The sequence below is a fragment of the Streptomyces sp. NPDC007917 genome, assembly GCF_042959105.1.
GTDB lineage: Bacteria > Actinomycetota > Actinomycetes > Streptomycetales > Streptomycetaceae > Streptomyces.
The window spans coordinates 195,975-220,680 of record NZ_JBIBKK010000005.1; the positions used below are offsets into that span (position 1 = coordinate 195,975).

The 24,706-nt window shown below is 72.8% G+C and carries 22 protein-coding genes; 8 read left to right on the forward strand and 14 right to left on the reverse strand.

The features are described from left to right. Window positions 1-32 precede the first annotated feature (32 nt). The 3 genes from ACFZDL_RS11275 to ACFZDL_RS11285 all read left to right on the forward strand — a co-directional run bounded on the left by ACFZDL_RS11275 (window position 33) and on the right by ACFZDL_RS11285 (window position 2,141). Entirely contained in the window at window positions 33-482 is a 450-nt protein-coding gene (locus tag ACFZDL_RS11275; RefSeq protein WP_353594471.1) for an SPW repeat protein, read from the forward strand. 266 nt (window positions 483-748) lie between these two features. Then, entirely contained in the window at window positions 749-1,564 is an 816-nt protein-coding gene (locus ACFZDL_RS11280) for a carbon-nitrogen hydrolase family protein (RefSeq protein ID WP_353594470.1), read from the forward strand. An 82-nt stretch (window positions 1,565-1,646) separates the two neighbouring features. Beyond that, complete coding sequence (locus tag ACFZDL_RS11285; RefSeq protein WP_353594469.1) at window positions 1,647-2,141, forward strand: inorganic diphosphatase; 495 nt, start codon at window positions 1,647-1,649, stop codon at window positions 2,139-2,141. 79 nt (window positions 2,142-2,220) lie between these two features. Here ACFZDL_RS11285 and ACFZDL_RS11290 read toward each other — a convergent pair whose 3' ends face one another. The 4 genes from ACFZDL_RS11290 to ACFZDL_RS11305 are packed head-to-tail and all read right to left on the reverse strand — an operon-like array spanning window position 2,221 to window position 7,961. Next, complete coding sequence (locus ACFZDL_RS11290; protein WP_353594468.1) at window positions 2,221-3,435, reverse strand: sugar ABC transporter permease; 1,215 nt, start codon at window positions 3,433-3,435, stop codon at window positions 2,221-2,223. Then, window positions 3,432-4,214, reverse strand: a complete 783-nt coding sequence (locus ACFZDL_RS11295) for an ATP-binding cassette domain-containing protein (protein WP_353594466.1) — start codon at window positions 4,212-4,214, stop codon at window positions 3,432-3,434. Before ACFZDL_RS11295 ends, ACFZDL_RS11290 begins: the two co-directional genes overlap by 4 nt. A 5-nt stretch (window positions 4,215-4,219) precedes the next feature. Beyond that, window positions 4,220-5,323, reverse strand: a complete 1,104-nt coding sequence (locus ACFZDL_RS11300; protein WP_353594465.1) for a substrate-binding domain-containing protein — start codon at window positions 5,321-5,323, stop codon at window positions 4,220-4,222. 25 nt (window positions 5,324-5,348) lie between these two features. Then, on the reverse strand, window positions 5,349-7,961 hold the full coding sequence (locus ACFZDL_RS11305; protein ID WP_353594464.1) for a SpoIIE family protein phosphatase: 2,613 nt from the start codon (window positions 7,959-7,961) through the stop codon (window positions 5,349-5,351). 532 nt (window positions 7,962-8,493) lie between these two features. On the opposite strand from ACFZDL_RS11305, the gene ACFZDL_RS11310 reads away from it, so the two are divergent. Continuing rightward, window positions 8,494-9,672, forward strand: coding sequence for an Ig-like domain repeat protein (locus ACFZDL_RS11310; RefSeq protein ID WP_353594463.1), 1,179 nt, complete (start codon window positions 8,494-8,496; stop codon window positions 9,670-9,672). A 109-nt stretch (window positions 9,673-9,781) separates the two neighbouring features. On the opposite strand, the gene glnA is transcribed toward ACFZDL_RS11310, so the two are convergent. Beyond that, window positions 9,782-11,191, reverse strand: coding sequence for a type I glutamate--ammonia ligase (gene glnA / locus ACFZDL_RS11315; RefSeq protein WP_353594462.1), 1,410 nt, complete (start codon window positions 11,189-11,191; stop codon window positions 9,782-9,784). 267 nt (window positions 11,192-11,458) lie between these two features. Between glnA and ACFZDL_RS11320 the strand changes: the two genes are divergently transcribed. Then, entirely contained in the window at window positions 11,459-11,926 is a 468-nt protein-coding gene (locus ACFZDL_RS11320) for an RDD family protein (protein WP_353594461.1), read from the forward strand. 116 nt (window positions 11,927-12,042) lie between these two features. Here ACFZDL_RS11320 and ACFZDL_RS11325 read toward each other — a convergent pair whose 3' ends face one another. The 4 genes from ACFZDL_RS11325 to lipB form a co-directional block, all read right to left on the reverse strand. Beyond that, window positions 12,043-12,723 (reverse strand): DUF4191 domain-containing protein, encoded by a 681-nt coding sequence (locus ACFZDL_RS11325; RefSeq protein WP_353594460.1) that lies wholly within the window; start codon window positions 12,721-12,723, stop codon window positions 12,043-12,045. Between the two features lie 10 nt (window positions 12,724-12,733). Further along, window positions 12,734-12,934 (reverse strand): hypothetical protein, encoded by a 201-nt coding sequence (locus ACFZDL_RS11330; RefSeq protein WP_065958661.1) that lies wholly within the window; start codon window positions 12,932-12,934, stop codon window positions 12,734-12,736. A 217-nt stretch (window positions 12,935-13,151) separates the two neighbouring features. Then, entirely contained in the window at window positions 13,152-14,102 is a 951-nt protein-coding gene (lipA, locus tag ACFZDL_RS11335; protein WP_353594459.1) for a lipoyl synthase, read from the reverse strand. A gap of 133 nt (window positions 14,103-14,235) precedes the next feature. Then, window positions 14,236-15,018, reverse strand: coding sequence for a lipoyl(octanoyl) transferase LipB (lipB, locus tag ACFZDL_RS11340; protein WP_353594458.1), 783 nt, complete (start codon window positions 15,016-15,018; stop codon window positions 14,236-14,238). A gap of 214 nt (window positions 15,019-15,232) precedes the next feature. Here lipB and ACFZDL_RS11345 point away from each other — a divergent pair, with 214 nt between their 5' ends. Beyond that, complete coding sequence (locus tag ACFZDL_RS11345; RefSeq protein WP_353594456.1) at window positions 15,233-16,732, forward strand: regulator; 1,500 nt, start codon at window positions 15,233-15,235, stop codon at window positions 16,730-16,732. A 70-nt stretch (window positions 16,733-16,802) separates the two neighbouring features. Here the strand turns inward: ACFZDL_RS11345 and ACFZDL_RS11350 are convergent, their stop codons facing one another. Continuing rightward, window positions 16,803-17,612, reverse strand: coding sequence for a winged helix-turn-helix domain-containing protein (locus ACFZDL_RS11350; protein ID WP_353594455.1), 810 nt, complete (start codon window positions 17,610-17,612; stop codon window positions 16,803-16,805). Window positions 17,613-18,011: 399 nt separating this feature from the next. Here ACFZDL_RS11350 and ACFZDL_RS11355 point away from each other — a divergent pair, with 399 nt between their 5' ends. Continuing rightward, window positions 18,012-19,304: an MFS transporter gene (locus tag ACFZDL_RS11355; protein ID WP_353594454.1), complete on the forward strand. Its 1,293-nt coding sequence runs from the start codon at window positions 18,012-18,014 to the stop codon at window positions 19,302-19,304. A gap of 107 nt (window positions 19,305-19,411) precedes the next feature. Here ACFZDL_RS11355 and ACFZDL_RS11360 read toward each other — a convergent pair whose 3' ends face one another. From ACFZDL_RS11360 to ACFZDL_RS11370, 3 genes are all read right to left on the reverse strand, one after another. Further along, on the reverse strand, window positions 19,412-20,743 hold the full coding sequence (locus ACFZDL_RS11360) for an NAD(P)/FAD-dependent oxidoreductase (protein ID WP_353594453.1): 1,332 nt from the start codon (window positions 20,741-20,743) through the stop codon (window positions 19,412-19,414). A gap of 312 nt (window positions 20,744-21,055) precedes the next feature. Then, window positions 21,056-21,964, reverse strand: a complete 909-nt coding sequence (locus tag ACFZDL_RS11365; RefSeq protein ID WP_353594452.1) for a TIGR01777 family oxidoreductase — start codon at window positions 21,962-21,964, stop codon at window positions 21,056-21,058. Between the two features lie 142 nt (window positions 21,965-22,106). Beyond that, window positions 22,107-22,625 (reverse strand): DUF4240 domain-containing protein, encoded by a 519-nt coding sequence (locus tag ACFZDL_RS11370; protein WP_353594574.1) that lies wholly within the window; start codon window positions 22,623-22,625, stop codon window positions 22,107-22,109. 158 nt (window positions 22,626-22,783) lie between these two features. On the opposite strand from ACFZDL_RS11370, the gene ACFZDL_RS11375 reads away from it, so the two are divergent. Beyond that, on the forward strand, window positions 22,784-23,704 hold the full coding sequence (locus tag ACFZDL_RS11375; protein WP_353594451.1) for an SDR family oxidoreductase: 921 nt from the start codon (window positions 22,784-22,786) through the stop codon (window positions 23,702-23,704). Here the strand turns inward: ACFZDL_RS11375 and ACFZDL_RS11380 are convergent. Next, a complete protein-coding gene (locus ACFZDL_RS11380) occupies window positions 23,695-24,702 on the reverse strand; it encodes a WYL domain-containing protein (protein ID WP_353594450.1) in 1,008 nt (335 codons plus the stop codon). The genes ACFZDL_RS11375 and ACFZDL_RS11380 overlap by 10 nt on opposite strands. Window positions 24,703-24,706: the final 4 nt, after the last annotated feature.

The following is a 24,706-nucleotide window of genomic DNA, read 5'->3' on the forward strand; positions in this document are numbered from 1 at the left end:
CAGACTTGCATGGATCGAAGGAGGCGAGTCGTATGGCCGACGTCTCACGCCACAGGAGCGACATCACGCGCCACCCCGACGTCACCGAGATGCGCGAGCGGTACGCACGCATGCTCGGCGCCCGGGATGTTGTCTTCGTCGACGGGCCGGTGCTCCTGGCCGGTCTCTACTTCGCCATCTCTCCCTGGGTGATCCACTTCTCGGGCACCCGCCCCGACCTCACGGTCAACAACCTCATCCTGGGCATCTGCGTGGCCCTGCTGGGCGTCGGCCTGACCACGGCGCCGCGCCGGATGTACAGCCTGTGCTGGGCGATGTCCGCGATCGGTGTATGGATGATCATCTCTCCGTGGGTGGTCACACGGTTCCCCGACGCCGGAATGATCTGGAACAACGTCGTGGTCGGCGCCGTCACGTGTGTGCTCGGACTGGTCGCGGCGGGGGTGTTGATGCGCACCGGCCGGGAGGCGCGCGAGGTGTGAATCGAGAGGTGACAAGGCAGGTGTGGTGACAAGGGCCGTCGGCCGCACGACCCCACGGGGCGTGCGGCCGACGGCTTTCACCTGACCGCTTCGGCCGGCGGGGTTCCGCTGACGGACGGCCAGTTCCCGCCTCGGGGCGCGGGGGTGGCGTCCTCGAGACATGGCCGAGATGCGCGGGCCGCACAATGAGCGCACCCCCGGGGCGTCACGTACACACCCGTGGGGACCACTCGAGGCCACGTTCAGGGAAAGAGGCAGACCACGTCATGCGTATCGCACTGAGCCAGATCGTCAGCGGCCCGCGCCCGGAGCGGAACCTTGCCGTCCTTCGGGAGCAGGCACACCGTGCCGCCGCGGCCGACGCCCGCTTGATCGTCTTCCCCGAGGCCGCCATGGCGTGCTTCGGCACCCCCCTGGGGCCGCTCGCCGAGCCGCTGGACGGGCCGTGGGCCACCGAGGTGCGGCAGATCGCCAAGGACACCGGTCTGGTGGTCGTGGCCGGTATGTTCACCCCGGCGCGTGACGGCCGGGTGACCAACACCCTGCTGGCCACCGGCCCCGGGGTGGAGACCTCGTACGACAAGATCCATCTGTACGACGCCTTCGGCTACGCGGAGTCCGACTCCGTCGCACCCGGCTCCCAGGTGGTGACCTTCGACCTCGACGGCGTCCGGATCGGCCTGGCCACCTGCTACGACGTGCGCTTCCCCGAGCTGTTCCGGGCCCACGCCGACGCCGGCGCACACCTGTCGCTGCTGCCCGCCTCCTGGGGCGCGGGGCCCGGCAAACGCGAGCAGTGGGAGCTGTTGATCCGGGCGCGGGCGCTGGACGCCACCGTCTGGCTGGCCGCCGTGGGGCAGGCAGATCCGGCGGCCACCGGCACCCTGGCGGCCGAGGCGGCCGATCCGACGGCCCCCACCGGTATCGGCCACAGCGCCGTGGTCGGCCCCGACGGGACCGTACGCCAGCGGCTGGGGGCGACCCCGGGGCTGCTGGTGGCGGAGGTCAACACCGACGAGGTGACGGCCGTCCGGCGCAAGGTGTCCGTCCTGGCCAACCGGAGGCTTGGCCGGAACGCATGACGTACGGGCTGCCCGTACGGCCCTCACGGCGCACACTGGAAGCGCGCGCCGGGCACACGGGTGACCGGGGGAGGAGGTCGCGATGGAGTTCGACGTCGTCGTGGAGATCCCCGAGGGATCGCGCAACAAGTACGAGATGGACCACGGGTCGGGGCGGATCCGGCTGGACCGGATGCTGTTCACCGCCACCAAGTACCCGGCCGACTACGGCTACATCGACCACACCCTGGGGCGCGACGGCGACCCGCTGGACGCCCTGGTCACGGTCGGTGAGCCCACCTTCCCCGGGTGTGTCATCGAGTGCCGGGCCATCGGGATGTTCTGCATGAGCGACGAGAAGGGCCCGGACGAGAAGATCCTGTGCGTCCCCGCCCACGACCCGCGCTACGCCGGGGTGCAGGACATCGGCGATGTCCCGGAGTTCGACCGGATGGAGATCACCCACTTCTTCGAGGTCTACAAGGACCTGGAACCCGGCAAATCCGTCGAGGGCTCCCACTGGGAGGGCCGCGACCAGGCCTACGCGGAGATAGCGGCCTCCCGGGCCCGGGCGGCCAAGTCGGCCGGGGGCGGCTGAGCCGCCCCGGCCCGGCCAGGGCCTCGTACGCCCCGAGTGCACGGCGGTCTCCCGTACGGCCTCGCCCCGCCGCCGGGCGTCAGGCCCGGCCGCGCGACTTCTGGGAGCGACGGGAGAGCGAGTCGAGCACGACCGCGGCGAGCAGCACCCCGCCGGTGATCATGAACTGGAGAGCCGACTCGACGCTCAGCAGGGCCATGCCGGACGAGAGCGACTGGATGACCAGGATGCCCAGCAGCGCGCACCAGGTCCGGCCGTGCCCGCCGAACAGGCTCGTACCGCCGATCACGGCCGCCGCGAGCGCGTTGAGCAGCAGGATGCCGGCGCCGGAGGGCTGGCTCACCGACGTGATCCGCGAGGCCAGGAACAGCCCGCCGAGCGCGGCCATCGTGCCGGACACCATGAGGACCGAGATCCGCACCCATGTCACCCGCACCCCGGCCCGGCGGGCCGCCTCCACGCCGCCGCCCAGCGCGTAGACCGTGCGGCCGTAGGGCGTGCGGCGCAGCAGCACGTCCAGGGCGGCGACCAGGACCACGAAGATCAGCAGAGCGAGTGGCAGGCCCTGGAACTGGTTGAGCACATAGGCGGCCGCGAACGCGACCACCGCGATCGCGGCGGTGCGCACCACGATCTCGTGCAGCGGCCGGTACGGCATCGCGGCGGCCTTGCGGCGCCGCCGGTCGCGGTACGCGGCGAGGAAGAAGACGGCCGGGCCGAGGGCGGCGAGGCTGTAGGCGGCGGCGACGTCGTTGAAGTAGTAGCTGGTCAGCTTGGCGACCAGGCCCTGGCTGTCGAGGTTGATGGTGCCGCTCTGGCCGAGCAGGTAGAGGGTGAGGCCGTTCCAGGCCAGCAGCCCGGCGAGGGTGACGACGACCGCCGGTACGCCGAATCTGGCGAAGAAGAACCCGTGCAGCGCCCCGATCAGCGCGCCCAGGAGCACCGCGATGACCAGGGCGAGCCATTCCGGCAGGCCCTCGTTGACGTTCAGCACCGCGAAGACGGCCGCCGCCAGCCCGCCGACCGAGCCGACCGACAGATCGATCTCCCCGATGAGCAGCACGAAGACGATGCCGACGGCGATCAGGCCCGTGCCCACGATGTCCACGCTCAGATTGGACAGATTGCGCGGGGAGAGGAAGTTGTCGTTCAGGAGCTCGAAGACGGCCCACAGCACGATCAGGCCGAGGCCGACCGGCAGCGCGCCCAGCTCCCCTTCGCCCAGCCGCCGCCGTATGTCGCCCAGGACGCCCTTGACGCGCCGCCGGCCGGGCACCAGAGCGCGGCCGGTCACAGCCCGGCCTCCCCGGGGCGGGGCGGACGGCGGGCATGGGAGGTGGCGCCGGTGATGGAGGAGATGATCTGCTCCTGGGACGTGGTCATCACATCGAAGAAGCCGTTGTTGCGCCCCAGGCGCAACACCGCGGCCTGGTCCGCCACGGCCTTCACATCGCCCATGTTGTGGCTGATCAGCAGCACTCCGAGCCCGTGGTCGCGCAGCCGGTCCACCAGGTCCAGCACGTGCGTGGTCTGCTCGACGCCCAGCGAGGCCGTGGGCTCGTCGAGCAGCAGCAGCCTGGGCTCGCCGAGCAGCGAGCGGGAGATCGCGACGGTCTGCCGCTGGCCGCCGGAGAGCGTGGCCACCGGGACCCGCACATCGGGAACGCGGATGGACAGGTTCTGCAGCAGACCACGGGTGCGGCGCTCCATCTCCACCTCGTCGAGGACGCCGAACCTGCGCACCTCGCGGCCGAGGAAGACGTTGCCGACGACGTCGAGGTTCTCGCACAGCGCCAGGTCCTGGTAGACGGTCGCGATGCCCAGGCTCTGCGCGTCGTGGGGGCGCCTCACCTGGACGGAGCGGCCCTGCCACTCGATGACGCCCTGGTCGGCGGGGCCGACCCCGGCGATCACCTTGACGAGGGTGGACTTGCCGGCGCCGTTGTCGCCCAGCAGGGCGACGACCTCACCGGTGTGGATCTCCAGATCGACGTCGGCGAGCGCCTGGACGGCGCCGAAGCGCTTGGAGACGCCGCGCAACGCCAGCAGAGGTGGAGCCGGCACGGTAACCATCTCCCCTACGGCATGAGCCCGGCCCTCTCACAGGCGGACCGGTACTGCGGGGTGCAGATCTGATCAATCGTGTACATACCGTCCTTGACCACCGTCTTCCTGATGGTGTGCACGGTCAGCGGGATCGGGCGGAGCAGCACGGCCGGGACGCCGCCGCGCACCCGGTCCCTGGCGACGGGGCCGGGCCCCGCGCCATGGGCCAGGGCGACGGCGATCTTGGCGGCCGTGTACGCCTCGGGCTTGAACGGCTTGTAGACGGTCATGTACTGCTCGCCGTCGACGATGCGCTGTACGGCCGCGAGCTCGGCGTCCTGGCCGGTGACCGGGGGGATCGGCCGGATGCCGTTGGCCCTCAGCGCGGCGATGGCGCCGGAGGCGAGGCCGTCGTTGGCGGCGTAGACGCCCTCGATGCGCTGGGGCCCGAGAGCGGCGATGGCGCCGGACATGTCGGTGTAGGCGTTCTCCGGCCGCCATCCGGCCGCGTCGTACGACTTGTCGATCCTGGCCCTGCCGGTGAGGACGGACAGCGCCCCCTTCTTGAACGCGACACCGTTGGGGTCGGCCTGGTCGCCGTTGATCATGACGATCCCGCGGCCGTGCGCAGGGTGGTGGCCCATGGCCCTCAGCAGCGCCCGCGCCTGGAGCCTGCCGACCTCCTTGCCGTCGAAGGACACATAGGCCGAGATGGGGCCCTGAACGAGACGGTCGTACGACAGGACCGGGATGCGCGCGTCTTGCGCCTTCTCGACCGCGGGGCTCATCGCCTTGGCGTCCACCGGGACCAGGACCAGGGCGTCCATGCCCCTGATGATCATCGAGTCCACCTGCTGCTGCTGGAGGGCCACATCGCCCTGGGCGCTGACGGCCTGCACCGCGCAGTCGTGGCACAGCTGGTGGATCCGCCGCTCGATCAGGGGCCGGTCGAACCGGTCCCAGCGCGGAGTGGTGCTGTCCGGTACGAGCAGGCCGATCGACGGGCGGCCCGCCGTCGGGGGCGGGACGGGCCGTACGGCGGTGCCGGACTCGGCGGCCTTGCCGCAGGCCCCCAGCGCGAGGGCGAGGGCCGCCGCGGCCATGAGGACGGCGGCACCGCGCGGACGACCTCTCACGATGGGAAGCACCTCCTCACGCGGGCTAACCGGCGCGGTCCACGGCTCCGCCGCCCATCCCGCCGTCCGCCCCGCCGCCCGTGCCGTCTGTCCCGTCGGTCCCGCCGGTCCTGTCCGTCCCGTCGGGGCGGTGCGCCACCACGACCTCGCTCCACACCTGCTTGCCGCCGCTGACCGGCACCGAACCCCAGGTCGTCGACATCGCCTCGACCAGGAGCAGGCCCCGGCCGCCGGTCGACTCCCAGTCCACGAGCACCGGCTTGGCGGGCGCCCGCGGCGACGAGTCGCTCACCGCGACCCGCAGCCGGTCCCCGGCCAGTGTGAGGTCGAGCCGCACCGGGCCCTGCGTGTGCACCAGGGCGTTGGTGACCAGCTCGGAGACGACGAGCAGCAGCATGTCCGCCTCCCTCGCCACACCCCAGGAGCGCAGCGTGCGCGCGGTGAAGCGGCGCGCGTGCATCACGGCGTCGGGCAGCCGCCACACCGCCCAGCCGGCCCGGGTCGGCCGGACCTTCATCCCGTCGTAGCGCAGCAACAGCAGGGCCACGTCGTCGTCGCGCCGGCTCAGGTCGCCCAGCAGCGAGTCGGCCAGCCGCCCGGCGTCGGACGGATCGGCGTCGGAGAGCGCCCCGCGCACCCGCAGCAGGCCGTCGTCCAGGGGGAGGCTCGCGGACTCGACCAGCCCGTCCGTCAGCAGCGTGAGCACCGTGCCAGGGGCCAGCCCGACCGCGGTCATGGCGTACTCCGCGTCGGCGACCACCCCCAGCGGCGGCCCGCCCTCGGCCTCCACCTCCTCGGTGGAGCCGTCCGGGTGGCGCAGCAGCGGCGGCAGATGCCCGGCCCGTACGAACCAGGCGTCGCCCTCCTCCATGTCCAGCTCGACATAGGCGCAGGTGGCGAACAGCTCCGTCTCCATGCCGACGAGCAGCCGGTTGGCGTGGCAGACGACCACGTCGGGCGGGTGGCCCTCGACCGCGTAGGCCCTGATGGCGGTGCGTATCTGGCCCATGATGGTCGCGGCCCCGGCGCTGTGCCCCTGGACGTCGCCGATCACCAGCGCCACATGACCGTTGGGCAGCGGGATGACGTCGTACCAGTCGCCGCCCACCTCGAGACCGCTCATCGCGGGCAGATAGCGGGCCACGGCCACCCCGCCGGGGAGCTCGGGCAGCCTGCGTGGCAGCAGGCTGCGCTGCAGCATGGTGGCGAGCTCGTGCTCGGCGTCGTACGCGTGGGCGCGCATCAGGGCCTGCCCCACCAGCCCCGCGGTCGCGGTCAGCAGTGACCGCTCCTCCGGGCCGAACGCGTGCGGCTCCTCCCAGCCGACCAGACAGACCCCGACCACCCGGCCCTGCGCGGGGAGCGGCAGGACGGCCAGACCGCCGGCCCCCATGTCCGCGAGACCGGGCTCCAGGCCGCCGCCCGAGGGCAGCAGGCACAGCCGGCCCTCGCGCAGCGCGGTCTCCAGCGTGGGCAGCACGCGGGTCGGCACATCGGGCCACTCCGACCGCCACTCGGAGCGCCACATACCCGGCCAGGCGCCGGGCTGCGGCGGGTCGAGAGCGGTCACCACCAGCCGGTCGCCCTCCAGCTCGGCGAGCGCCACCCGGTCGGCCCCCAGCGGCTCGCGCAGCGCGGCGGTCACCACCAGGCTGACGTCCCGGACGGTCATCGCGTTGGCCAGCGCCGCGGACAGCCGCTGCACCCGGGAGACCTCGTCGGCGGTGGGCCGCAGATACGAGGCGTCCGCCACCAGGCCGAGCAGCCGCTCGGGGGTGCCCACGGCATCGCCCTGGATCCGGCAGCACAGGCGCAGCCAGCGCAGGTCGCCGGTGGGCCGGCGGATGCGGAACTCCAGGTCACGGCTGCCCAGACTCAGCTGACCAGGCTCGACGATGGACATCAGCGCGGGCAGGTCATCCGGCACGGTGTGCGCCAGCAGGGTCTCCACCCGTCCGTCGAACGCCTCCGGGGAGATGTCCACCAGCTCGAGCAGCTGGGCGTCCGCGTCGATCCGCCCGGTGTTCAGCACCAGGGTGAACGAGCCGACATGCAGGTGGTCGAGCGCCGAGCGCAGCAGCGACAGGGGGCCGCCCCGGCCCTGCGCCCCGCCACCGGCGGCCTGCGCCTGCGCGCCCGCCTTGAGCTGGGCGGCGATCTGGTCGGCGTACAGCTCCAGGAAATTGCGCTGCTCGGCGTCGAAGCCGTCCCCGGGATAGAGCACGACCAGACAGCCGAGACGCCTGCCGTCCGCCCCCAGCGGCAGCGCGCCCAGCGACATGTCGGCCGGGAGGGCGTGCGGGGCGTCCTCCCCGTAGGCGGCGAGCTTCGCCGAGGTCGACCACTGCGGCCGCCCGGTGCGGAAGGCGTCGGCGACCGGGGAGCGCCCGGACAGCGGATAGCTGGTCGGCAGCCCGTACAGGGCGCGCGGGCCGCCGGCCGTCTCGGTCAGCCGCAGCTCGTCACCGTCCGCTGACAGTACGTAGACAGCCGTCAGCGCCGCCGTGGCGAACACCAGGGCCTGCTCCGTCACGGCGCGCTCCGTCGCCGGCGGCCGGAGCCCGACATGGGATTCCCCGGCACCCGGCTCCCTTCTCGGCCGCGTGATGTCCACTCCGGAGCCGCCTTGGCCGGCCATGTCGCCATTCCACCTCCTGGCCCGCCTGTGTGCCACCCACACACGTGATGGCGCTCACACAAACAGGATGGCATAGCCGCCACGGATCGAGCGGCCCCGGCGAGCGCTGGTGATCTGCGCAAACGGATCTCCGAGGGGATCGCGGGGGACGGATCTCTGGGCACTGATCTTGTGGCGGGGGGCTTGAGAGACGGGATTCAGAGCTCGTATGCCTAACGCGCGCCGCACGGCGTACACCGCCCGCGCCCCGCGAACCGCAGAGCGCTGCGCCATTCAGGGTAATTCGCGGTCATCTCTATGGCGTAACCGTGTTGACGGCGCGCCTACTAGTCGTATCGACCGGTGGGTTTTCCCATCTGCCGGGGGACGGCGACGCGTGTGTGACGCAGCGTCAGTCGCCGTGATGAGCCCCCCTGGCGCATGCAGCGTCCGCTCAGCCCGGCTCAAGGCTTCGTGCGGCGCGCAACGGCCCACCAACACCCACAGCACGCAGCTCGGAGGGCTCATCATGCCTAGTCCCACGATTACCCTGGTGACCGTATCGCCGAATCCGGTGGTCGTCGGCCAGTCGTTCACCGTCACCGCCACCGTGATCCCGCTCGGGGCCGGGACCCCGACCGGCAGTGTGACCTTCAATGTCACCGGCGCCTCTCCCCAGACCGTGGCGCTGACGGGCGGCACGGCCTCGGCGACCTTCACTCTGAACAGCGCCGGGGCCGCGACGGTCACCGCGGTCTACAGCGGCGACGCCAACTTCACGGGCTCCACCGGCTTCAACGCGGTGGTCGTCATCCAGGGCACGACGACCACCTCGGTGGTCTCCACGCCGGACCCGTCAGCGCTGGGCCAGAACGTGACGATCAAAGCCACGGTCACCCCGGTCGGCCCCGCGACGGGCACCCCGACCGGCACGGTCACCTTCGTGGTCACCGGCCCCGGCGGCGGAACGTTCACCCAGACGCTGTCGGGCGGCCAGGCCTCGATCTCACTGAACACCCTGGGGGCCGGCTCGCACGCCATCACCGCCATCTACAGCGGTGACGCGAACTTCCTGCCGTCCACCGGCACCGACACCCAGACGGTGAACCCCGGTCCTGCGGCCACCACGACAACAGTGATCGGCCTGCCGAACCCGACGGTGTTCGGGCAGCCGGTCACCTTCACCGCCACCGTCACGACGAACCCGCCCGCCACGGGCATACCGACCGGCACGGTCACCTTCACCATCAGCGGCCCCGGCGGCACGGTCACCGGCAGCGGGACGTTGGTCGGCGGTGTGGCGACCTTCACCACCAGCGCCCTCAACGCCGACCCCACCGCCTACACCGTGACCGCCGTCTACAACCCCAACACGACGAACTTCCTCACCTCGACGGGGACCACCACCCACCAGGTGAACAAGGCGACCACCTCGACCACGGTCACCTCCACCCCCAACCCCAGCACGGCGGGAAGCCCCATCACCTACATCGCCTTCGTGGCAGCGGTGCCCCCGGGAGCGGGCATCCCCCAGGGGAACGTGACCTTCACCGTCACGGACTCCAGCAGCAACGTCGTCTCGACCGGCACAGTGGCCCTGGACAGCAGCGGCTTCGCGGTGTTCAACGACCCCACTGCCCTGACGGCCGGCACCTACACGGTCTCGGCGACCTACAACGGAAACAACAACTTCAACGTCTCGGGCGCCTCCGCCACGCACATCGTCGTGTGAGCGGAGCGAACCCGGCCTGACGCCGCCGCCCGGAAAACAGCGACGGCCGCCACCCGTGCGGGTGGCGGCCGTCGCCGCTGTGTCCGAGGTCAGCTCGGGCGATGCCGGCTCACACGTCGAAGTAGAGCTCGAACTCGTGCGGGTGCGGACGCAGCTGCAGCGGAGCGATCTCGTTGGTGCGCTTGTAGTCGATCCAGGTCTCGATCAGGTCCGAGGTGAAGACGTCGCCCTGGAGCAGGAACTCGTGGTCGGCCTCGAGGGAGTCGAGAACGGCCGGCAGGGAGGTCGGGACCTGCGGGACGCCCGCGTGCTCCTCGGGGGCGAGCTCGTAGAGGTCCTTGTCGATCGGCTCGGCCGGCTCGATCTTGTTCTTGATGCCGTCCAGGCCCGCGAGGAGAAGGGCGGAGAAGGCCAGGTACGGGTTGCCGGAGGAGTCCGGGGCGCGGAACTCGACGCGCTTGGCCTTCGGGTTGGAGCCGGTGATCGGGATACGCATCGCGGCGGAGCGGTTGCGCTGCGAGTACACCAGGTTGACCGGGGCCTCGAAGCCGGGGACCAGACGGTGGTAGGAGTTCACCGTCGGGTTGGTGAAGGCCAGCAGCGACGGGGCGTGCTTGAGGATGCCGCCGATGTAGTAGCGGGCGGTGTCCGACAGGCCCGCGTAGCCCTGCTCGTCGTAGAAGAGGGGCTCGCCGCCCAGCCACAGGGACTGGTGGACGTGCATGCCCGAGCCGTTGTCACCGAAGATCGGCTTCGGCATGAAGGTCGCGGTCTTGCCGTTCTTCCACGCCACGTTCTTGACGATGTACTTGAACAGCTGCAGGTCGTCGGCCGCGGCGAGCAGCGTGTTGAACTTGTAGTTGATCTCGGCCTGACCGGCGGTGCCCACCTCGTGGTGCTGGCGCTCGACCTGGAGACCGGACCTGTTCAGCTCGAGGCTGATCTCGGCGCGCAGGTCGGCGAAGTGGTCGACCGGCGGGGTCGGGAAGTAGCCGCCCTTGTAGCGGACCTTGTACCCGCGGTTGTCCTCCAGCGCGCCGGTGTTCCAGGCGCCCGCCTCGGAGTCGATGTGGTAGAAGGCCTCGTTCGACTTGGTCTCGAAGCGGACGCTGTCGAAGACGTAGAACTCGGCCTCGGGGCCGAAGTACGCGGTGTCGGCGATGCCGGTGGAGGCGAGGTAGGCCTCGGCCTTCTTGGCGATGTTCCGCGGGTCACGGCTGTACTGCTCGCCCGTGATCGGGTCGTGGATGAAGAAGTTGATGTTGAGCGTCTTGTCCCGGCGGAACGGGTCGACACGGGCCGTCGACAGGTCGGCGCGCAGGGCCATGTCCGACTCGTGGATCGCCTGGAAGCCGCGGATCGACGAGCCGTCGAAGGCGAGCTCCTCGTGCGGGTCGAACGCCTCCGCGGGTACGGTGAAGTGCTGCATGACGCCGGGAAGGTCACAGAACCGGACGTCGACGAACTTGACGTCCTCGTCCGAGATGAACTTCCGAGCGTCGTCGGCGTTCTGGAACATCCAACTCCTCCTAGCCCGGCCGCGGGGGACGGGGATTTGTTCGGTCGCGCGGCTCATGTGCGGCTGGCGCGCTGTGGCCGACCATAGGCAGACGGGATTTCCCGGGCATGACCCATTTGTTTCACCCAGGTTAACCGGCATACGTCTGATGTGGAGGGGGCACGTGAGGCCGCGGCCCGGTCCGCGCGCGGGCGGGCCGCGGGAGAGCCGTACGGGAAGCGGGCCCCGCTCCGCGGGGAACGTATGCGGTCGCAGTAACGTGGTCGGGTGGACAAGAGGCAAGCAATCGGATCATGGCTCTCCGGGCCGCGCGCGGCCGCCGAGGACATGGGCGTCGAGCTGGGCTACCGGGGCGAGGCACTGGGGCTGCCCGAGAGCGGGCCGGGCTCCATCGCGCCCATCGGACGCCGCCTCGGGGCGCTGCTCATCGACTGGGGACTGTGCCTGCTCGTCTCCTACGCGCTGCTGTCCGGCGGCAAGGCGCAGGCCACGGGCAACTGGGCGCTGGCCGTCTTCTTCGTGCTGAGCGTGCTCACCGTCGGCACGGTCGGCTGCACCCCGGGCAAGCTGCTGCTGAAGCTGCGCGTGATCTCCGCGAGCGGCGGGCGGCTGAGCCTGCCGCGCGTGGTGCTGCGCAGCGTGCTGCTGCTGATCGTGATCCCCGCGGTGGTCTGGGACCGGGACACGCGCGGTCTGCACGACCGGCTCTCGAACTCGGTGCAGATCCAGGTCTGAGGCCGGCGCCGAAGACAACGGGAGCCGAAACGACTGGGGCGGCCCGGAATCTCGATTCCGGGCCGCCCCAGTCGTATGCGGTCCTGTGCCGTCCCATGCGGCGGGTCGAACGGGGTTCAGCGGCCCTTCGGCATCCGCATGCCCTTGGGCATCGGGCCCTTCGGGATCGGCATGTTGCTCATCAGGTCACCCAGCGCCCGCAGCCGGTCGTTGACCGCGGTCACCTGCGCGCCGGGCAGCACCCGCGGCAGCTTCAGCAGCTTGGTGCGCAGCTTCTTGATCGGCACCTGGTCCTCGCCGGTGCCCACGATCACATCGTGGACCGGCACATCCGCGACGATGCGCGCCATCCGCTTCTTCTCCGCGGCCAGCATGGACTTCAGCCGGTTCGGGTTGCCCTCGGCGACCAGCACGATGCCCGCCTTGCCGACGGCCCGGTGGATGACGTCCTGGTTGCGGTTCATCGCCACCGCGGGCGTCACCGACCAGCCGCGGCCCACGTTCTCCAGCACCGCGGCCGCCGCGCCCGGCTGTCCCTCCATCTGCCCGAAGGCCGCTCGCTCGGCACGGCGGCCGAAAACGATCGCCATCGCGAGGAAGGCCAGGACAAAGCCCAGGATTCCCAGGAAGATCGGGTGGTCGATCCAGAAGCCGATCGCGAGGAAGACACCGAATGTGACGATTCCCACCGCGGCGACGACAAGACCGACCTTCGAGTCGACCTTCTTGGTCATCTTGTAGGTCAGGGCGATCTGCTTCAGCCGCCCGGGGTTCTCGGAGTTTTCCTTCCTCGCCATACAGCGAAGTTTACGTGGCCTGGGAAGCCCCGGCGGACACGGCCTCCAGCACGTGCTCGGCCTCGTGACGGTCCTTCGCGCGGCGCCGGTCCTCCAGGACCGCGGTCCAGGCGTTGCGGCGGGCGGTGCGCTGCCCGCCGCCCAGCAGCAGACCCTCCAGAACGAGCAGTGCGTCGGTGACGGACGGCGGACGAACGGGCGCGGCCGACATGGGGTCCCCCTCGGGAGCGGCGGATGATCAGAGTCCACACACAGAACGTTGTGTGGCTCAATCGTTACCCAAAGGTGTTACCAGCGCGTGACCGGCCGGTCAAACACCGATGAAGCCTTGAAATGGCCCCGAACTTAACGCTGACCTGCGGTGTCGCACACAGCCCCGGGCCCGGGGTGTGCCCGTACTCACATAGCGTGTTGGTCACATGCGGTGGTCACACCGCCTGAGCGGCCACCGCGATCCCGCGCTTCTCGATGGCCTGCTGGTAGAGCCGGCCCGCGCGGTACGAGGAGCGGACGAGCGGGCCGGACATGACACCGGCGTAACCGATCTCCTCCGCCTCCTCCTTCAGCTCCACGAACTCCTGGGGCTTGACCCAGCGGTCCACCGGGTGGTGCCGGACGCTCGGGCGCAGATACTGCGTGATCGTGATCAGCTCACAGCCCGCGTCGTACAGGTCCTGGAGCGCCTGGCTGATCTCCGCCCGCTCCTCGCCCATGCCCAGGATCAGATTGGACTTGGTGACCAGACCCGCCTCACGCGCCTTGGTGATCACCTCGAGGGAGCGCTCGTAGCGGAAGCCGGGACGGATGCGCTTGAAGATCCGCGGGACGGTCTCCACGTTGTGCGCCAGCACCTCGGGGCGGGCGGAGAAGACCTCGGCGAGCTGCTCGGGCTCCGCGTTGAAGTCCGGGATCAGCAGCTCGACGCCGGTGTCCGGCATCAGCGCGTGGATCTGGCGGACCGTCTCGGCGTACAGCCAGGCGCCGCCGTCCTCGAGGTCGTCGCGGGCGACACCGGTGACCGTCGCGTACTTCAGCTCCATGGACCGGACCGACTCGGCGACCCGGCGCGGCTCGTCGCGGTCCAGGGCCTGCGGTTTGCCGGTGTCGATCTGGCAGAAGTCACAGCGCCGGGTGCACTGGTCGCCGCCGATCAGGAAGGTCGCCTCGCGGTCCTCCCAGCATTCGTAGATGTTCGGACAGCCCGCCTCCTGGCACACGGTGTGCAGGCCCTCCCGCTTCACCAGGCCCTGCAGCTCGGTGTACTCGGGCCCCATCTTCGCGCGGGTCTTGATCCACTCGGGCTTGCGCTCGATGGGCGTCTGGCTGTTCCGGACCTCAAGGCGCAGCATTTTGCGTCCGTCGGGTGCGACTGCGGACACGTCCGGCACTCCTTAGTGCTTGGCGAGGCATCGAATCTTTGGCGAACCCCAGCGTACGCCCGTCATTCGTACGCCTTTACGTCCAGGGCAACCGAGAACCCCCAGGTCCCATTCCCCGGCGGCGGTACGGCGGTCAGACGGCGCGCGGCAGCGGCACGGCGGACTCCATGACGGCTCGCAGATGCTTCTCGATCACCGGAACCACCTCCGCCACGGAGATGTCGCGGCCCAGCTCCTCCGAGAGCGAGGTCACCCCCGCGTCCCGGATGCCGCACGGCACGATCCGGTCGAACCAGGTGGTGTCCGGGTTGCAGTTCAGCGAGAAGCCGTGCATCGTCACGCCCTTGGCGACCCGCACCCCGATCTGGGCGAGCTTGCGGTCCTCGCCGCGCTGTCCGGCGTTGGACGGGGCGTACTCCGGGCCGCTCAGCCGCGGGTCGAACTCCTCGTCCGCGACGCGCGGGTCGAAGTCCAGGTTCAGCCCGCCCAGCGCGCGGCGCTCCTCCAGCGGGGCGCCCAGCACCCACACCCCGCTGCGGCCCTCGACCCGGGTGGCCTCCAGACCGAACTCCGCACAGGTCAGCAGCAGGGCCTCCTCCAGACGCCGTACATGCGCGATGACGTCCACCGGACGCGGCAGCTTGAGGATGGGATAGCCGACGAGCTGACCCGGGCCATGCCAGGTGATCTTGCCGCCGCGGTCCACGTCCACGACCGGGGTGCCGTCCAGGGGGCGCTCGTCGTCGGCCGTGCGCCGGCCCGCGGTGTAGACCGGCGGGTGTTCCAGCAACAGGCAGGTGTCCGGCGCCTCGTCGGCGAACCGAGCGGCGTGCACCCGCCTCTGCTCCTGCCACGCCTCCTGGTACTCGACGGCGTCCGCCCCGAACCCCAGATGGACAAAGCGCAGCTCACTCACGGCGGCAATCCCTTCGGACCTCGTACAGCGCTCCGGCGCCCCGCACGGGACGCCTCAGTCACTGTACGTCCGGGAAACACGGGCCCCGCATCCGGATCGATCTCAGCCGACCCTCACACGATCGGATGAATGCCGGGCGACCGAGACGATCAGTGCCTCACCGGCGGCTACTTTCGGGCCGTTCCACGAAGCGATCAGGGAGACCGGCAGGCTGATGACGGAACGACCCCCGCAGCGCATTCCCAACCGTCAGCTCGCCGCGCTCATCGCGGAGGCTGGCTTCTCCAACGCCGGGCTCGCCCGGCGGGTCGACCAGCTCGGCCTCGAACACGGCCTGGACCTGCGGTACGACAAGACATCGGTGACCCGCTGGCTGCGCGGACAGCAGCCACGCGGCACCACCCCGGCGCTGATCGCCGAGGTGTTCACCCGGCGCCTGGGGCGCCGGCTCACCGCCCAGGACCTGGGCCTCGACGCTTGTGCGCCGGTCTACGCCGGGCTGGAGTTCGCCGCCACCCCCCAGGAGGCGGTGGACATCGTCAGCGGGCTGTGGCGCAAGGACTCCGGCAGCCAGGCCGAGCTACGGAAGATCGCCTTCACCCCGGCCGGCCTGGTGGTCCCCAGCCGTGACTGGCTGATCGGGCGGCCCGACGACAAGGTGGCGCGCGGCGAGCCCCAGGCGGCACCCCCCACGGCACCCCCCGCCGGGGGCATGCCGGGGCCCAGGGCCGCGGGACGCGCCCTGGGCCCGGCCGGCCGGCCGCCGCTGCCCCGGCAGCGGCAGGCGGACCGGTCCCAGCGCGGCCCGGGCTACCGGGTCACCGGCGGGGACATCGCCGCGCTGCGGTCGGTGGGCGAGCTGTTCCGGTCGCTCGACCAGACCTACGGCGGCGGACACGCGCGGCAGGCCCTGGTGCGCTATCTGGAACACGAGGGCGAGCCCATGCTGCGCGGCACCTACGGGGAGGCGACCGGGCGGCGGCTGTTCGCGGCGATCGCCGATCTGACCCGGCTGGCGGGCTGGACGTCGTACGACATCGCCGCCCACGGCCTGGCTCAGCGCTACTTCGTCCAGGCCCTGCGGCTCGCGCAGGCGGCCGGGGACCGGCCGTACGGCAGCTATGTGCTGGTCACGATGAGCCGCCAGGCCGTCTACCTGGGCCACGGGCGGGAGGCCGTCCAGCTGGCCCGGGTGGCCCAGCAGGGCATGGGCGGCGGCGCCCCGCCCGTCCTGCAGTCCCTGCTGCACGCCGTGGAGGCCCGGGGCCACGCCGTGATGGGCGAGGTCCGGGCCTGCACCGCCTCGCTGGCGCGCGCCGAGCGGGCGCTGGAGACCTCCCGGCCCGGGGACGAGGTGCCGTACTGGGCGCGGTTCTTCGACGAGGCGCAGCTGGCCGACGAGTTCGGACACTGCCACCGCGATCTGCAGCAGTACCGCGCCGCCGCCCAGCACGCCGAGCGCTCGCTCCAGCTGCGCGGCAAGGCGTACGCGCGCAGCAGGCTGTTCTGCCGGGTGGTGCTGGCGACGGCCCGGCTGGGCCTCGGCGAACTGGAGCAGGCCTGCGCGCTGGGCGCGGAGGCGGCGCAGCAGGCGGCCGAGATGCGGTCGGCGCGGGCGACGGACTACGTACGGGACTTCGAGCGGCGGCTGGAGCCGTACCGGGACGCGGCGGCGGTGCGGGGGTACCGGGACCGGGTGGCGGCGCTGGGATAGGCCGTGGGCGCTGCTGGCCGGGATGGCCGGGCCGTCAGGCCGGGGGCTGTCGCCGGGGTTGCCGGGGCCGTCAGGCCGGGGGCTGTTCCGGCAGCCTGTCCCAGGTCGGGCAGACGCCGAAGGCCCGCTCGAAGCCCGTACGGCCCGCGTCGGTCAGCAGGACCACCCGGCGGTGGCCGCCCCGGCGGATCCAGTCGCGTTCGAACAGCCGGTCCGTGAGCGCGGCGCCCAGGGCACCGGCCAGGTGGTGGCGCTGTTCGGTCCAGTCCACGCAGTAGCGGATCAGCGGGCGCCGCCCGCGGAGCCGGTCCGCGTCCACGCCGAACGCCGCCAACTCCTCGCCCCCGCGCGCCGTCAGCCGGTACGCCGTGTCCTTCCCCGGGGTGGCCGGCCGGTCGAGCTTCGCCGCCCCCGGGTCGTACCGGCCGTCGCCGCCCTCCAGCAAGCCCCGCTCGAGCAGCGCCGCCATCAGGGCCACGCCCAGGCGGCCCGCGAGGTGGTCGTAGCAGGTACGCGCGCGGCGCAGCGCGTGCGCGTGGGTGGACTCGCGCAGCGAGGTCACCGGCAGCGGCGGGGAGATCCGGGCCAGCGCCTCCAGCGCCTCGGCGACGGCGGGTCCGGCCAGCCGGTAGTAGCGGTGCCGGCCGTGTGGCTCGACCTGGACCAGGCCGGAGTCCAGCAGCAGCGCCAGATGTCCGCTCACCGTGGAGGCGCTGACCCCCGCCTCGGCGGCCAGCACGCTCGCGGGCAGCGCCCGCCCCTCGGCGAGGGCCCGCAGGACCCGGGCGCGGGAGGGGTCGGCGAACGCGGCGGCGGCGCTGGCGATGTCGGCGTCGCGGGCGGGGGCGGGGGCGGGGGCGAGCGGTGCGACGGTTGCCATGAGTCCACCGTAGGGCGGAGACGTTTTGGCGGCAGGCGAAGAGTGGACGCGAGGCCGGGCGGTCCGCGGCGGGCGCGTTGCGCCGGGTGGTGTGCGCGGGGCGGTCCGTAGCGGTCGGCCCCGCGGTGTACGGGCATGCTTCGGCGGGGGCCGAAGGGCTGGGCGGTGAGGCTGGAGGCATGACCGCATCCGACCTCGGCTCTCCGCGGTCCGCCCGCCCGCGCACCGGCCCACCGCCGGTGCGCAGGTTGCCGCTGCTCGCGATCTGCCTCGGCTACTTCCTGGTCATCCTCGACGTCACCGTCGTCACCGTGGCCGTCCCGCGTATCGCGGCGGAGCTCGGCGCGGGGCACGGCGTCCTGCAGGGGGCACCTCCCGGCCGAAGGCTGGGGGAGGGTGGTGGACGGGTACACCCTGGCCTTCGCCGGGCTGCTGCTGCTCTGCGGGGGCCTGGGGGACCGGCTGGGACACCGGCGGGTGTTCCTGGCCGGGCTCGGCACCTTCACGGTGGCCTCCGCCGGGTGCGCCCTGGCCCCGACGGCCGTGGTCCTGGTGGGCGCGCGGCTGGCGCAGGGGGCCGGGGCGGCGATGATGGTGCCCGCCTCGCTCGCGCTGCTCGGCGAGCTCCACCCCGAACCGGCCACCCGGGCCCGGGCGTTCGGCGTATGGGGCGGGATCGCCGGGGTCGCCGCGGCGGCGGGGCCGGTGGTCGGCGGGCTCCTGGTGTGGGGCGTCGGCTGGCGTTCGGTCTTCTTCCTCAACGTCCCCGTCGGGGTGTTCGCGGTGTTCCTCACCCGCCGCCGGGTGCCCGCGCCGAAGGCCCCCGAGGGCCGGGCGCGCCGACCGCTCGACCTGGCGGCCCAGCTCTGCGGCGCCGCCGGGGTCGCCGCCCTGACGGCCGGGCTCAACGAGGCCGGGGGCCGCGGCTGGGGCGACCCGCTGGTTCTGGGCTGCCTGGCCGCCGCGGCGGCGGCGGGCGTGCTGTTCTGGGCGCTGGAGCGCCGGGCGGCGGCCCCCGCGCTGCCGGCGCGGCTGTTCACCGGCTTCCGCTTCCCGGCCTGCCTGGCCGTGGGCGTGCTGCTCAACCTCGGCTTCTACGGCCTGCTGTTCGTGACCACCGTCTACTTCCAGGGGAACCGCGGCTGGGACCCGCTGTGGACGGGCCTGGCGCTGCTGCCCATGGGGGCGATGGCGGGCCTCGGCTCGCCGCTGTCCGGGCGGCTGGCCGCGCGCGTCGGGACCCGCGTCCCGGTCGTGGCCGGGCTGCTGATCGGCGCCCTGGGGCTGCTCGGCTGGTGCGCGGCCGGATCGGGCACACCGTACGGGCTGCTCCTCCCGGCCCTGCTGGCGGCGGGCTTCGGAACGGGGTTCGCCATGCCCTCGGCGACCGTCGCGGCGATGGAGGCGGCACCTCAGGACGTGCGCGGCGCGGCGTCCGGTGCGTTCAACGCGGCGCGGCAGTTGGGCAGCGCGATCGGGGTCGCCCTGTTCGGCACGCTCCTGGCGGCGTCCGGTGGCTTCTACGCCGGGATGCGGCTGTCGGCCGTGCTCGGCGCGGGGTGCTTTGCGGCGGGCGCGGTGTTGGCGGCCGTGGCGGCGGTGGCGCGCCCGGGCGCGGCGGGCGGCCCTGGCGGGCCGGGCGGGGGCGTCGGGCCGGGCGGGGGTGCGGCGCGGGACGCGCGCGCCGGGTAGGCGGGGCGGCGCGTGAGTGGGGGCGTCGTGTGGGGGTGTCGGCCGGGGCTTGGGCGCGGGGCGGCGGGGGTGACCCGCCGCCCCGCAGGTCCTCCGGGCGCGGCGGGTCAGGCCGCCGCCGCGTCCGGGGCTGAGGGCTCGGCGCCGGGGAGGGCGCCGAGGTCGTGGAGGATCGCCCGGGCGGCGCGGCGGCCGGAGACGAGGGCGCCCTGCACGGTGCTGGAGTCGCGGTGGTCCCCGCATACGTACAGGCCGGACAGCAGCCGGACCGGGCGCCGCAGGTCGTGCGGGGCGGGCATGGCGGGGACCGCGTAGGGGTCGTGGTGCGCGGCCAGCAGGTCCCAGCCGACCGTGGAGGTGCCGTAGACCGCGGCGAGTTGGGTCCGGGCCGCCCGGTCGAGCTCGGCGGTCGGCAGGGCGGCGGCGGAGCCGAGGACGGTGGAGGTGATCAGGACCCGGCCGGGCGGGGTGCGCGACGGGTCGACCTCACTGGCCACGGCGGTGTGGGCGACCGGGCCGCGGTCCCCGGCGGTGAGCACCAGCGCGGGCTCGCGCAGCGGTGCGTGGTCCGCGGTGTGGTGCAACACGGTGATCGGGTGGAAGGACGGCAGCCGCAGCCCGGGGAGGAGGTCGGCCGCGGCGTGGGCGCCGGTGGCCACCAGGACCGAGCGGCAGGCGAACTCGCCGTGTCCGGCGGTGGCCACGGCGGTGGTGGAGGCCGTCACGGCGCGTATGCCGGTGCGTACGGTGCCCGGCGGCAGGGCCGCGGCCAGCAGTTCGGGGATGGCCGACGCGCCGCCCTCGGGCAGGCACAGACGGCCCCGCGCGTAGCCGCGCAGCACCAGGTCGGCGCAGCGGCTGGAGGTGGTCAACCCGGGGTCGCTGAGCAGCGAGACGAGCAGCGGGCGCAGGAAGCCCTCGACGGTACGGGCCGGGAGACCGCGCCCGGCCAGGGTCTCGGCGACGGGCCGGTCAGGGCGGGTGAGGAGACGGTCGGCGGGCACCGCGGCGAGCCTGCCGAGGGCGGCGCCGAGCCGCGCCTGGTCGAGCGCGCTCCCGAGGGGCGCACGGGCGGCGTTCGCAAGGGCGCGTGCGGTGGTCAGTGCGCCCCTCGTGCCCCGGCCGCCGGTGCCGGTGGCACCGACCCGGTGGGTGCGGCCGTCGGCGCGCACCAGCACGCCCGGGGAGAACGGGCGCAGCACGAGCCCGCCGAGCCCGGGGGTGCGCTGGAGCTCCGGGAAGGAGGTGGTGACCAGTTGCCCGCTGCGGTCGAGCCGGAAGCCGTCGATCAGATCGGTGGTCATGCGGCCGCCCACATGGGGCGCGGCTTCCAGAACGGTGACCGTCACCCCCGCGCTGGTCAGCTGCTGGGCCGCGGCCAGCCCCGCCAGTCCGGCTCCCACGATGACGACGTCCGTGCGGTGCGCGCTGGTGAGCACGTGCCCTCCCCGAGGTCGGTGCGTACGCTAAGGGGCCTGATGCCCCCGACCGGCAGCCCGGATGCGTACGTTCCGCAACTCGGGTTCCCTGGGCTGGTCATGACGGTACGGACAAAAACGGTCGATGCCAGACGCGCATCGACCGAGCATGGGCGCACAGCGGTCGCACATTGCCCTGGGCTGGGGCTGAAGTGGGCTGAAAAGGCGCTGGAACGGCGCCTGGCGGCTCTTGAGAGCGTCGGCTGACGGGCGGTCCCGGGCCAGGGACCGGCCAGGGACCGGTCAGGGACCGGGCCGACGGAGCCGCGGGCGTCAGCGGCGATCGGCGCGCGCGGCCAGCGCGGCCCGCAGCGCCTGCTCGATCGTCGGATGGGCGAAGGAGAACCCCGAGTCCAACAGCCGCCGGGGCACGGCCCGTACGCTGCCCAGCACATCGCCGGAGAGCTCGCCGAGCGCGAGCCGCAGCGCGGGCGCGGGGACGGACAGCAGCGTGGGCCGGCCGAGCACCCGGCCCATGGCGGCGGTCACCTCCCGGTTGGTAATGGGCTCGGGCGCGGTGAGGTTGACCGGGCCGACAAGCTCGTCGGTGGCCAGGATGTGGCGCAGAGCGGCGATGTGGTCGTCCAGGGCGATGAAGCTCCAGTACTGGCGGCCGCTGCCCATCCGGCCGCCGAGGCCGAACCGGAACAGCGGGAAGAGCCGCCCCCAGGCCCCGCCCTCAGCGGCCACCACCAGCCCCGTGCGGGCGAACGCGGTCCGCACGCCCGCCTCCTGGGCCGGCGCGGTCGCCTCCTCCCACTGTTGGCACAGGTCCGCGAGAAAGCCGTCGCCGGGGGGCGCGCTCTCGTCCACCACGCGGTCCCCGGTGTCGCCGTAGTAGCCGATCGCGCTGGCGCTCACCAGTACCCGGGGCGGGGCGTCGAGCGAGGCCACGGCCTCGGCGACGGCGGCCGTGCCGAGCACCCGGCTGTCCCGCAACTCCTTCTTGTAGGCGTCGGTCCAGCGGCGGCCGCCGATCCCCGCGCCCGCGAGGTGCACCACCGCCTCGCAGCCCGAGAGCCCTTCCGGGTCCACCCACTGCCGCTTCGGGTCCCACCGGACCTCGTCCTCCGCCCGGGGCGCGCGCCGCACCAGACGCACCACCTGGTGGCCGTCCGCGTGCAGGGAGCGGACGAGAGCCGTGCCGATGAGCCCGGACGAACCAGTGATCGCGATACGCATGGGGCCATCCTGCCCGCCATCGTGCGCGGGATGTCGGAGGCGGGGGCGGACGGCGGGCTTCATACGCCTCGTCGCGCCGACGCTGGACGGGGAGTACGTGGACGACGTGCTGATGGGGCGTGCCCTGTGAGCTGACGCGGCACTAGCCGCGGAAGCGTTCCCACAGCCGGGGGAACCGCTGCGCCAGCGCCCGCTCGTCCTCCAGGTCGACGACCGTGCCCTGCGGTTCCGTCTGCCGCGGCGGCAGACCCAGGTCCGGCAGCACCGCGCCGGTCAGCTGCTCGTACGCCTCGTCGGCCGCGAAGCCCAGGTCCTCGCAGTCCCCGTCCACCTGCTCGTCGAAGTCCTCCAGCAGCTCGGCGAGGTCGTCCGGCTCGTGCAGCGCGCCCTCGAACACCTCCCGGCCCTGGCCGATCAGCCAGTAGCGGAAGGCGTCGAAGGCGTCGTCGCCCACGTCGCCCAGCAGGAGTTGGGCCGCGCCCCACAGATCCCAGCGGTAGGCGCGGTTGGAGCGGGCCTCGAAGTGGCGGGCGAAGTCCAGGACGGCGTCCGGATCGAGCTGGGACAGCCGGTCGACGAGCAGGTCGGACTGGTCCTCGGGGTCGCCTTGGGCGGCATCCCGAGCGCTGTCGACCAGCTCCCAGAACTCCGTCTCGTCCATCACGGGACCAGGATCGGCCCTCGCGCGCGCCCGCGCACGCCGGAGTGGCCCCGAATGCTCCCCCGGGAAAAGGCGACAGAAGATGGCGGGATTCGCTGCGAGGGTCGGAGGTGTCCACACCGGTCCGGGTGGACGCCACACCGAAGGGACGTACAAACGTGAGCACAAATGGCGCACTGGCCGGCAGGGTCGCACTCGTCGCGGGGGCGACGCGCGGCGCGGGCCGGGCGATGGCCGTGGAGCTGGGGGCGGCGGGGGCCACCGTCTACGCGACGGGGCGCACGACGCGGCAGAAGGTCAGCGAGGTCGGGCGGCCGACGGAGACCATCGAGGAGACGGCGGAACTGGTCACGGCGGCGGGCGGCGAAGGGATCGCGGTGCCGGTCGACCACCTGGAGCCCGAGCAGGTGCGCGCGCTGGTGGAGCGCATCGAGCGTGAGCAGGGGCGGCTGGATGTGCTCGTCAACGACGTGTGGGGAGGCGAGCACCTGGTCACCTTCGACAAGAAGTCCTGGGAGCTGGAGCTGGAGAACGGGCTGCGGATGCTCCGGCTCGGCGTCGAGACCCACCTGGTCACCAGCTACTACGCGCTGCCGCTGCTCGTCCGGCGGCCGGGCGGGCTGGTCGTGGAGGTGACCGACGGGACTGCCGAGTTCAACAAGACCTACCGCGAGAACCTCTTCTACGACCTCGCCAAGAACGCCCCCATCCGGACAGCCTTCGGGCTCGCGCAGGAGCTCAAGGAGTTCGGCGGCACGGCGGTGTGCATCACCCCGGGCTTTCTGCGCTCCGAGCAGATGCTCGACCACTTCGGGGTGACCGAGGAGAACTGGCGCGACGCCATCGCGCGCGAGCCGCACTTCGCCATCGCCGAGACGCCGCGCTTCGTCGGGCGGGCGGTCGCGGCGCTCGCCGCGGACCCGGAGCGGGCGCGGTGGTCCGGCAAGTCCGTCTCCAGCGGGGAGCTGGCCAAGGAGTACGGCTTCACGGATGTGGACGGCTCGCGGCCGGACGCGTTCGGCTACTTCCGGGACGTGGTCTTCGGCGGGAGGGAGGGGGCGGCCGAGGACTACCGGTAGAGCCGCGCGGCCCGGGCGGCCGCCGCGGCGAAGCGCTCACGCAGCTCCGGCGGCGCCAGCACCTCCGCCTCAGGGCCGAGCGCCAGCAGCTGCTCGTACGCCACGTCCAGCGACTCGACGGGCAGGGTGACGGTGATCCGCCCCCGCCCGTCGGGCTCCCCGGCCGCCGCCACCGCCTCCTGGCCCGCCGTACGGTCCGTCACATGCGGCAGCCGCCGCGTGCCCTCGTCGGTCAGCCGCAGCACGACCTTCTCGCGCAGCAGCGAGCGGGCGAACTGCGCGGCCCGCTCCTCCCAGAACGCGGGCAGATCGAAGTCCGGCAGGCGCTCGAAGCGGTCGCGGCGCGGGTGGCGGTCGTGGCTGGTCCCGTCGACGGCCGTCGGCGAGACGGCGGTGAAGCGGTCCACCCGGTAGACGCGGAAGTCGCCCTCGGTCGCGATCCGTGCCGCCAGGTACCAGACGCCCGCCTTCAGCACCAGGCCGTACGGCTCCAGCTCCCGCTCCACCTCCGTGTCCCGGCGGCGGTAGCGGGCGGTGATCCGGCGGTCGTCCCACACGGCGTCGGCGACCGCGGGCAGCAGCTCCGGTGTCTCGGGCTCCTGCCACCAGCCGGGGGCGTCGAGGTGGAAGCGCTGCGCCGCGGTGTGCGAGGCGTCGCGCAGCTCGGGCAGCAGCGAGGCGGAGACCTTCAGCCGGGCGGCGGACGCGGCGTCCGCCAGCCCCATGCCGCGCAGCGCGGCCGGCACCCCGGACAGGAACAGCGCCTCGGCCTCCGTACGGCCGAGGCCGGTCAGCCGGGTGCGGTAGCCGCCGACCAGGCGGTAGCCGCCGCTGCGGCCCCGGTCCGAGTAGACCGGGACCCCGGCCTCGGAGAGCGCGGCGACATCGCGCGTGACCGTACGCTCCGACACCTCCAGCTCCCGCGCCAGCTCGGCCCCCGTCATCGAGGGCCGGGACTGGAGCAACAGCACGAGACGGATCAGCCGAGCGGCACGCATGCGC

Bases quoted from the DNA above. Each gene is read 5' to 3' on its own strand.
- ACFZDL_RS11365 (WP_353594452.1), bottom strand. From the start codon at position 21,964: ATGCGTATCGCGATCACTGGTTCGTCCGGGCTCATCGGCACGGCTCTC.
- ACFZDL_RS11370 (WP_353594574.1), bottom strand. From the start codon at position 22,625: ATGGACGAGACGGAGTTCTGGGAGCTGGTCGACAGCGCTCGGGATGCC.
- ACFZDL_RS11380 (WP_353594450.1), bottom strand. From the start codon at position 24,702: ATGCGTGCCGCTCGGCTGATCCGTCTCGTGCTGTTGCTCCAGTCCCGG.
- ACFZDL_RS11325 (WP_353594460.1), bottom strand. From the start codon at position 12,723: ATGGCGAGGAAGGAAAACTCCGAGAACCCCGGGCGGCTGAAGCAGATC.
- ACFZDL_RS11305 (WP_353594464.1), bottom strand. From the start codon at position 7,961: ATGGCCGGCCAAGGCGGCTCCGGAGTGGACATCACGCGGCCGAGAAGG.
- ACFZDL_RS11275 (WP_353594471.1), top strand. From the start codon at position 33: ATGGCCGACGTCTCACGCCACAGGAGCGACATCACGCGCCACCCCGAC.
- ACFZDL_RS11285 (WP_353594469.1), top strand. From the start codon at position 1,647: ATGGAGTTCGACGTCGTCGTGGAGATCCCCGAGGGATCGCGCAACAAG.
- ACFZDL_RS11345 (WP_353594456.1), top strand. From the start codon at position 15,233: ATGACGGAACGACCCCCGCAGCGCATTCCCAACCGTCAGCTCGCCGCG.
- ACFZDL_RS11330 (WP_065958661.1), bottom strand. From the start codon at position 12,934: ATGTCGGCCGCGCCCGTTCGTCCGCCGTCCGTCACCGACGCACTGCTC.
- ACFZDL_RS11280 (WP_353594470.1), top strand. From the start codon at position 749: ATGCGTATCGCACTGAGCCAGATCGTCAGCGGCCCGCGCCCGGAGCGG.
- ACFZDL_RS11350 (WP_353594455.1), bottom strand. From the start codon at position 17,612: ATGGCAACCGTCGCACCGCTCGCCCCCGCCCCCGCCCCCGCCCGCGAC.
- glnA (WP_353594462.1), bottom strand. From the start codon at position 11,191: ATGTTCCAGAACGCCGACGACGCTCGGAAGTTCATCTCGGACGAGGAC.
- ACFZDL_RS11295 (WP_353594466.1), bottom strand. From the start codon at position 4,214: ATGGTTACCGTGCCGGCTCCACCTCTGCTGGCGTTGCGCGGCGTCTCC.